We start from the raw sequence: 7,445 nt of genomic DNA on the forward strand, positions 1-7,445 counted from the left end.
CGCGGGGTTGTCAGTTCCGCATCGGCTGCGGCGGTCCGGACTGTTCCGACCCGTACCGGTGGCCGACCCCGGCCGCACCGTCGAGTGCGCCGAGGAGGTCGATGCTCGTCTGTACGAAACTGACCACGGGTAGCCACGGCGCCGACGGGACCCGCGGACCGCGGATGTGGGTGTCCTCGGTCGCGCGGTGCGGACTCCACAGTCCGGCGGGTGACCAGCGCACGACGGGGTCGCTGGAATTGGCGAGAACCGTTCGCGAGGTGCGGGAATCCGGGGCGACGGTGCCCGCCGGCGGCGCGACCAGCACGGTCTCGTCGAGCAGAGCGGGGCGCTCGTTCTCCAGCCATACCCGGGCGGCGTCGGCGCCCACGGCACCGAGACTCTGCCCGTAGAGGATCACCCGCGGACGTTCGCGGTCGGGAACACCGTCGAGGACGGCCGCCAGTGCCGACACCACCGCGATCGCGGAGTCCGCCGATCGGGAGCGGTCGGACACGAAGGCCTGCCACGACGGCACGTCGTCGTAGGGGAGTGCGAGAACCCGGACGTCGCCGGCGAACCGGCTCTCGAAACCGTCGACCGCTGCCGGGTCGATCCATCCCGATCCGGTCGGCACGGCAACGACAACCGCCCGCGTCGACAGTCCGCCCGAACGCGCCCACGTCCGCACGAGTTGTGCAGCGGCGCGGTCGAATCCATCGGTGCTCAGCTCCCCGCGGGCCAGGACGTCCGAATGCGTCGCCACCGTCGTCGACGACGGTGGCACCGGCTGTTCGTCGGCGCCGGCGTCGGCGGGTGCCAGCAGTCCCGCCGTGAGGGCGACTGCGCCGGCCGCGAGCAGAGCGCAGCTGCGCGGGACGGCGACGATCGCCAGGACGATGACGGCCGGCGGGATCGTGGCCGCCGCGCCCCACCCGAGCCCGACGGGGGCGACGTCGACCGCCGCACGGATGAGGTTCTGCCACCAGACCGCCACGCCGACCGCGCATCCGAGGATCACCAGGCAAGAGCAGAACACGACGTGCCGTGCCTGGTCGTCCGGCTGTCGCCGGCTGCGCCGGGCGACGATCATCCCGATGATCGCACCCAGGGCGCCGAATGCCGCGGTCACGATCGCGGTCGTCGTCGCGTCCCGGGGCAGAGTGCCCGGATAGACCGCGATGAGGTAACCGAGGGTCACCGCGACACTGATCGCGGGATGCGGCCACGATCGGAACGGGCCGTCACGCAGCCAACGGGCGTCTCGGTACTCCGTCATCGCCGCACCTCGCGCTCGTCAGGATCGACCAGGGCGCGCTCGATGGTCGTGTGGACCAAGGCCGACAACGACTCGCCCCGGGCCGGGGGACCGCCGTACTGGCGCCACGTGTTCCACGCCAACCCGATCCGAGCGCCGTGCGTGACAGTCGTGCAGGCAGCTGTCCGGCAGGAGGCGTACATCCGGTCGATCAGCATGCGGTCCAGCGCGATCCGGGCCCAGGCGCCGAGCGGTTTGCCGTTTCGCTGCGCCGCCCGCAACAGGTCGTAGCCGAGATCGTGGGTGCGGCACAGCGGGGTGAAGTGCGGTGGCAACGGAACCGGCGACGAGCAGTCCCCATCCGGGTCGACCGGGTATCCGTCGACGATCCGCGGGGAGTACCCCTGCGCCACGACGAAGGACGGCGGAAGGGACGCCAGCGCGGTGGCCGGGTGCGGTCCCACGAGAGCGACGACCACGACCGCGTAGGGATTGGTCGCATCGGCCGCCGGCGCCGTCACCGCCGGGCTCGATGCGGCGAGGAGAGGGCCCGCGACGGCGTGTGCCGTCGAGACCCACTGGCCGGTGACGAGTACGGCCAGGGTGAGCATCGCCGCCCACCACCGCGACCGTCGTCCGCGAGTGGTTGCGGAGAGATCGCGGTGCTGGTGTAAGACGTTGTCCGACGAAAACTTTCGGATGTTCTCTGATCCGGTCATGTCATCGACGCTATGAGTCCGGATCCGGCCGGCACATCGCTCCGCGGGACCGGCCGCGGTCGTCCCCAGGCCGGTTCGTCGACGCCGAAACGCTACGACGGTATCGGGTCGTCTCCCTCGGAAGTATGAGGTCTTCGAGCGGTCGGCGAGCCTAGGGTGAGGGCATGTTCGGATACCGCAAGAAGCTCCGCGCGGTGGGGGCGTCCTCACTCGAATGGGCCTCGACCGCCCCGGTGGCCCAGGACCCCGCGGTGCGCCACTACTTCTCGTCGCGACTCAACTGGTTCTTTCTGTTCGTCGCACTGGTCATGTACTCGGTTGCGTGGCCGACGCTGCCGATCACCCACTCGATGCCGGTGTTCGTGCTACCCGTGGTCGCTGCCTTCGCGGCCCTGCCGATCGCCCTCGCGTGGTCGGCCCCGTTGCTGGGGTGGGCGATCTCGGTGGTCTCCGCCCAACTCATCGGCATCGTCGTCCCGACCCGGGGCGGGTGGGAGCTGACGATCCAGGTCACCCACCTGATCGAACTGCTGGTCCTCACGTTCATGGCCTTCCTCAAGTGCCCGCTGCGATGGATTCCGGTGGTCTGGGTCTCGACGTCGATCGTCATCGCCTTCGCCGTGCAACCGACCGCGCGCGTCGGGTGGGTCTTCGGGATCTCGGTGCTCGCGGTCCTGGTCGCGTTGCTGCGCGGACTGATGGCTTCGCGACGGCAGTTGGCGGTGCGCACCGAGCAGACCGAGGCCGCCGAAGCCGAGGCGGCCGTACTCCAGGAGCGGGCGCGCATCGCCCGGGACCTGCACGATGTGGTCGCTCACCGGATGTCGATGGTGGTCGTGATGTCACAGACCGCCAGATATCGCCTGCCGGATGTGAGCCCTTCTGCCGCAGCGGAATTCGACGCCATCGCCGAGGCGGCACGTACGTCCCTCGACGAGGTCCGACAGTTGCTCGGGGTCCTGCGCGTCGAGGGTGCGGATGCTTCGGCGGCACCCAATCCCGGCCTGGCCGAACTCGATTCGCTGGTCACCGAGACACGCCGCGCGGGTGCCGAGGTCGTGCTGGACCTGGCCATCGACGCCGACGAGGTCGGTGAATCGGCCGCGCTGGTGATCTATCGGATCGTGCAGGAGTCGCTGGCCAATGCCACCCGGCATGCCCCCGGCGGGCGCGTGGCCGTCGAGGTGAGGCACGGGGACGATGAACTCGTCGACGTCGCCGTGGTCAACACGGCCGCGACCGGTGAACCATTGCAGATCGGCGGGAGCGGGGTGGGTATCCCCGGGATGATCGATCGCGCTCAGGCGGTGGGTGGTTCGCTGGTCGCCGCCCCCACATCGACCGGCGGGTTCGCGGTACGCGCTCGCATCCCGGCGACGCCGCGCCGGGACGTCGTCGTGCCCGAGTCGGTCGTGACCTCCACGGGTTCCGGTGAACCGTCGTCGCGACGACGGTAGCGTGACGGCGTGCCGATCACCGTAGTCATCGCAGATGACCAGGCCATGGTGCGTCAGGGCTTTTCGGCGCTGCTCGCCGCGCAACCCGACCTCTCGGTCCTCGGCGATGCCGCCGACGGGGTCGAGGCCGTCGAGGTGTGTCGTCGGGTGCGTCCCGACGTCGTGCTGATGGATGTGCGGATGCCGCGCAAGGACGGACTGTGGGCCGCGGAGCAGATACTCGCGTCGTCTGCCGAACCACCCACGCGCGTGTTGATGCTGACGACCTTCGACATCGACGACTACGTGTACGAGGCGCTGCGCATAGGGGCATCGGGATTCTTGCTGAAGGATGCGCCCGCCGATGAGCTGGTGCGAGCGGTCCGCGTCGTGGCCGCGGGTGAGGCGTTGCTGGCACCGTCGATCACACGGCGGCTGATCACCGAGGTCACCGCCAGGCGCCGGCGGCCGGCGCGGGATCAGAAGCTCGACACGCTCACCCCGCGGGAGCGCGAGGTGCTCGACCTGGTGGCCGACGGCAAGTCCAACGCCGAGATCGGCGCGGACCTGTTCGTGACCGAGCAGACGGTGAAGACCCATGTGAGCAGTCTCCTGAACAAACTCCGGCTCCGGGATCGGGCGCAGGCCGTCGTGTTCGCCTACGAGAACGGCATCAAGTGATTTCGCGACCAGCGCCGGGCTCGCCGGGGCACTAGATTGGGGTTGCTCGGGCAGGTTGACCGATGACGACAGGGAGGGTGGTCTCACCAGTGGCCAAGAGGTTCGGCATTCTGACGTCCGGGGGAGACTGCCCCGGACTGAACGCGGTCATTCGCGGCGCAGTGCTCAAGGGTGAGACCGTGTACGGCCACGAGTTCGTCGGCTTCCGGGACGGCTGGGCCGGACTGGTCTACGGCGACATCGTCGAATTGAACCGGTCGACGGTCCGCGGCCTGTCGAACCAGGGCGGCACCATTCTCGGCACGAGCCGGTTCGGTCCCTACTCCGAACCCGACGGCGGTCCCGAGAACATCAAGAAGGTGCTGAAGAACCTCGAGATCGACGGCGTGATCGCGATCGGCGGCGAGGGCACGGCGGCGGCGTCGAAGCGGCTGTTCGACGACGGCATCAACATCGTCGGGGTTCCCAAGACCATCGACAACGACATCGCCGCCACCGACTACACCTTCGGGTTCAACACCGCGGTGGAGATCGCGACCGAGGCCATCGACCGCCTCCGCACCACCGGCAACTCGCACAAACGGTGCATGGTCCTCGAGGTCATGGGTCGCCACGCGGGCTGGATCGCCCTGCACTCCGGGATCGCGGGCGGCGCCCACGTCATCCTGATCCCGGAGAACCCCGAGAGTCTCGACCAGATCTGTGCCTGGGTCACCAGCGTCAAGTCGCGCGGGCGTTCGCCGATGGTCGTCGTTGCCGAGGGATTCAAGCTCCCGGAGATGAAGGAGGCGTACTCCACCAAAGGCCTCGACGGTTTCAACCGTCCCCGACTCGGTGGTGTGGGGGAGGTGCTCGCCCCGCTCATCGAGGAGCGGACCGGGATCGAGACCCGGGCCACCATCCTCGGCCACATCCAGCGCGGCGGCGTGCCGTCGGCCTACGACCGGGTGCTCGCGACCCGCATGGGGATGGCGACCGCCGACCTCGTCGCCGAGAAGGGCTGGGGGCAGATGGTCGCGCTGCACGGCACCGAGATCGCACGCATCACCTTCGACGAGGCACTCGGTGAACTGAAGACGGTGCCGTTGGATCAGTACAAGGAGATCCGGGTCATCTTCGGGTGAGATCGCGGCCGCGCGTCAGACGACGGGCGACACCGCCGACGCAACCGGTTCGCGAGGGATGATGATCCAGAGCGCCAGGTAGATCAGCACCTGGGGGCCGGGAAAGAGGATCGACAGAACGAACAGGACGCGGATGAGCGTCGGATCCCACCCCCAGCGCTGGGCGATGCCGCCGCAGACGCCGCCCAGCCACGAGTTCGTGCGCGAGCGCATCAGGCGGGGGCCGGTGCCGGCGGGTTGTGGGGTGGTCATCTCGTCCTCCTGTGTGGATTGTGGTCCGGCGTCGTTCGCCGGTGACATCCACGCTAGGAGCGGGTCCGGCTCCTGGCATCGGTGATCACCCTGAACGTGCCCCTGGGATATCGCCGCATAAACTGGCCGCTATGACTTCCGCAGCCGTCGACCTGTTGGACTACGACGAGGTGCTTGCCGCATTCGATCCGGTGATGGGTCTCGAGGTGCACGTCGAGCTGGGCACCGCGACCAAGATGTTCTGCGGGTGCCCCACCGAGTTCGGCGCCGACCCGAACACCCAGGTGTGCCCGGTGTGCATCGGACTGCCGGGCTCGCTCCCGGTCGCCAACGCCAAGGCCATCGAGTCCGCGATCCGCATCGGCCTCGCGCTGAACTGCTCCATCCGGCCGTCGAGCGTCTTCGCGCGGAAGAACTACTTCTACCCGGATCAGCCGAAGAACTACCAGATCTCGCAGTACGACGAGCCGATCGCCTACGACGGTTTCCTCGACGTCGTGCTCGGCGACGGCACCACCTGGCGGGTCGAGATCGAGCGCGCCCACATGGAGGAGGACACCGGCAAGTCGCTGCACATCGGCGGCTCGACGGGTCGAATCCATGGGGCGAGTCATTCGCTGCTCGACTACAACCGCGCGGGCGTGCCGCTCGTCGAGATCGTGACGCGGCCCATCGAGGGCGCGGGGGAACGCGCGCCCGAGGTGGCCCGGGCGTACGTGTCGGCACTGCGTGATCTGCTCAAGTCGCTGGACGTGTCGGACGTGCGCATGGACCAGGGCTCGATGCGCTGCGATGTGAACCTGTCGCTGAAGACCAAGGACGCCACCGAGTTCGGTACGCGCACCGAGACCAAGAACGTCAACTCGCTCAAGAGCGTCGAGGTGGCGGTTCGCTACGAGATGCGCCGTCAGGCCGCCATCCTGAAGGCCGGAGGCGAGATCGTCCAGGAGACGCGGCACTTCCACGAGACCGACGGCACCACGTCGGCCGGGCGCCGCAAGGAGACCGCCGAGGACTACCGCTACTTCCCGGAGCCGGATCTGCCTCCGGTGCAGCCGGATTCGGCGTGGATCGAGGAGTTGCGGGCGAACCTGCCCGAGCTGCCGTGGCTACGTCGCGCCCGCATCCAGGAGGACTGGGGAGTCTCCGACGAGGTCATGCGTGACCTCGTCAACGTCGGCGCGGTCGATCTCATCATCGCCACCGTCGACGCCGGGGCAGCACCCGAGGCGGCGCGCGGCTGGTGGGTGTCCTTCCTTGCGCAGCAGGCCAATTCTCGCGGAGTCGAACTCGCCGACCTGTCCATCACGCCGGCGCAGGTCGCCGAGATCATCGGGCTGGTCGACGAGGGCAAGCTCACGACCAAGCTGGCGCAGCAGGTCGCTACCGCCGTCCTCGACGGTGAGGGTGAGCCCGCCCAGATCGTCGCCGACCGCGGCCTCGAGGTGGTTCGGGACGACTCCGCGCTCCAGAAGGCCGTCGACGACGCGCTGGCCGCCAACCCCGACATCGCCGACAAGATCCGCGGCGGGAAGGTCCAGGCCGCCGGCAAGATCGTCGGAGACGTCATGAAAGCGACTCGCGGACAAGCAGACCCGGCCCGCGTCAAGGAACTCGTCATCGCGGCCTGTTCCTGAGGCGGGCACAGCCCCTCTGCTCCCTGATCCGAAAGACGACATAACCATTGCTCCCTGAGCCTGGATCCGTGGACGGGTGCGGGGTGTCGATAACGTGAAAATGCCCTCTGAGCTGGAATGATTGGTGGTGTTGAGACAACAAAACAAACCAGTCAAAAGGCATTTTCAGTGAAAGTATCGCACACGTTCTCCGCCGAGTCCGCGGTCTTCGACGACGATAACCTGGTGTCGCACGCCGGGCTGGTACCGGTCATGAGAGTGGCCGAGTCGACCGGGTTGGCGTCCCTGCTGGGCGAACGGGTCGATCTCGGCACCACCCAGGTCGCCTCCGCCGGGGCCAACCTCGAGGCGAAACTGTT

General features: G+C 68.4%; 7 protein-coding genes and 1 pseudogene. 5 read left to right on the forward strand and 3 right to left on the reverse strand.

Annotated features, from left to right (window positions below; genetic code table 11):
• Positions 1-10: 10 nt before the first annotated feature.
• Both ACFUEJ_RS18320 and ACFUEJ_RS18325 read right to left on the reverse strand, forming a co-directional pair.
• Entirely contained in the window at positions 11-1,258 is a 1,248-nt protein-coding gene (locus tag ACFUEJ_RS18320) for an alpha/beta-hydrolase family protein (protein ID WP_388030999.1), read from the reverse strand.
• A complete protein-coding gene (locus tag ACFUEJ_RS18325) occupies positions 1,255-1,956 on the reverse strand; it encodes a hypothetical protein (RefSeq protein WP_388031002.1) in 702 nt (233 codons plus the stop codon). The genes ACFUEJ_RS18320 and ACFUEJ_RS18325 overlap by 4 nt, the downstream gene beginning before the upstream one ends.
• A gap of 164 nt (positions 1,957-2,120) precedes the next feature.
• Here ACFUEJ_RS18325 and ACFUEJ_RS18330 point away from each other — a divergent pair, with 164 nt between their 5' ends.
• From ACFUEJ_RS18330 to ACFUEJ_RS18340, 3 genes are all read left to right on the forward strand, one after another.
• The gene (locus ACFUEJ_RS18330) at positions 2,121-3,413 is read left to right on the forward strand and encodes a sensor histidine kinase (RefSeq protein ID WP_137809004.1); all 1,293 of its coding nucleotides are present in this window, start codon (positions 2,121-2,123) and stop codon (positions 3,411-3,413) included.
• A 9-nt stretch (positions 3,414-3,422) separates the two neighbouring features.
• Positions 3,423-4,073 (forward strand): response regulator transcription factor, encoded by a 651-nt coding sequence (locus ACFUEJ_RS18335; RefSeq protein WP_065632692.1) that lies wholly within the window; start codon positions 3,423-3,425, stop codon positions 4,071-4,073.
• A gap of 89 nt (positions 4,074-4,162) precedes the next feature.
• On the forward strand, positions 4,163-5,197 hold the full coding sequence (locus ACFUEJ_RS18340; protein ID WP_137809003.1) for a 6-phosphofructokinase: 1,035 nt from the start codon (positions 4,163-4,165) through the stop codon (positions 5,195-5,197).
• Positions 5,198-5,212: 15 nt separating this feature from the next.
• Here ACFUEJ_RS18340 and ACFUEJ_RS18345 read toward each other — a convergent pair whose 3' ends face one another.
• Positions 5,213-5,449, reverse strand: a complete 237-nt coding sequence (locus tag ACFUEJ_RS18345; RefSeq protein WP_137809002.1) for a PspC domain-containing protein — start codon at positions 5,447-5,449, stop codon at positions 5,213-5,215.
• A gap of 131 nt (positions 5,450-5,580) precedes the next feature.
• Here ACFUEJ_RS18345 and gatB point away from each other — a divergent pair, with 131 nt between their 5' ends.
• Positions 5,581-7,086 carry an Asp-tRNA(Asn)/Glu-tRNA(Gln) amidotransferase subunit GatB gene (gene gatB, locus ACFUEJ_RS18350; RefSeq protein WP_065632694.1) on the forward strand — a complete coding sequence of 502 codons (1,506 nt, stop codon included), beginning with the start codon at positions 5,581-5,583 and terminating at the stop codon, positions 7,084-7,086.
• A gap of 168 nt (positions 7,087-7,254) precedes the next feature.
• Positions 7,255-7,445: pseudogene (locus ACFUEJ_RS18355) on the forward strand (IS1380 family transposase); the annotation flags it as partial.

This window comes from Gordonia sp. NPDC057258 (assembly GCF_042668985.1).
Lineage (GTDB): Bacteria > Actinomycetota > Actinomycetes > Mycobacteriales > Mycobacteriaceae > Gordonia > Gordonia hongkongensis.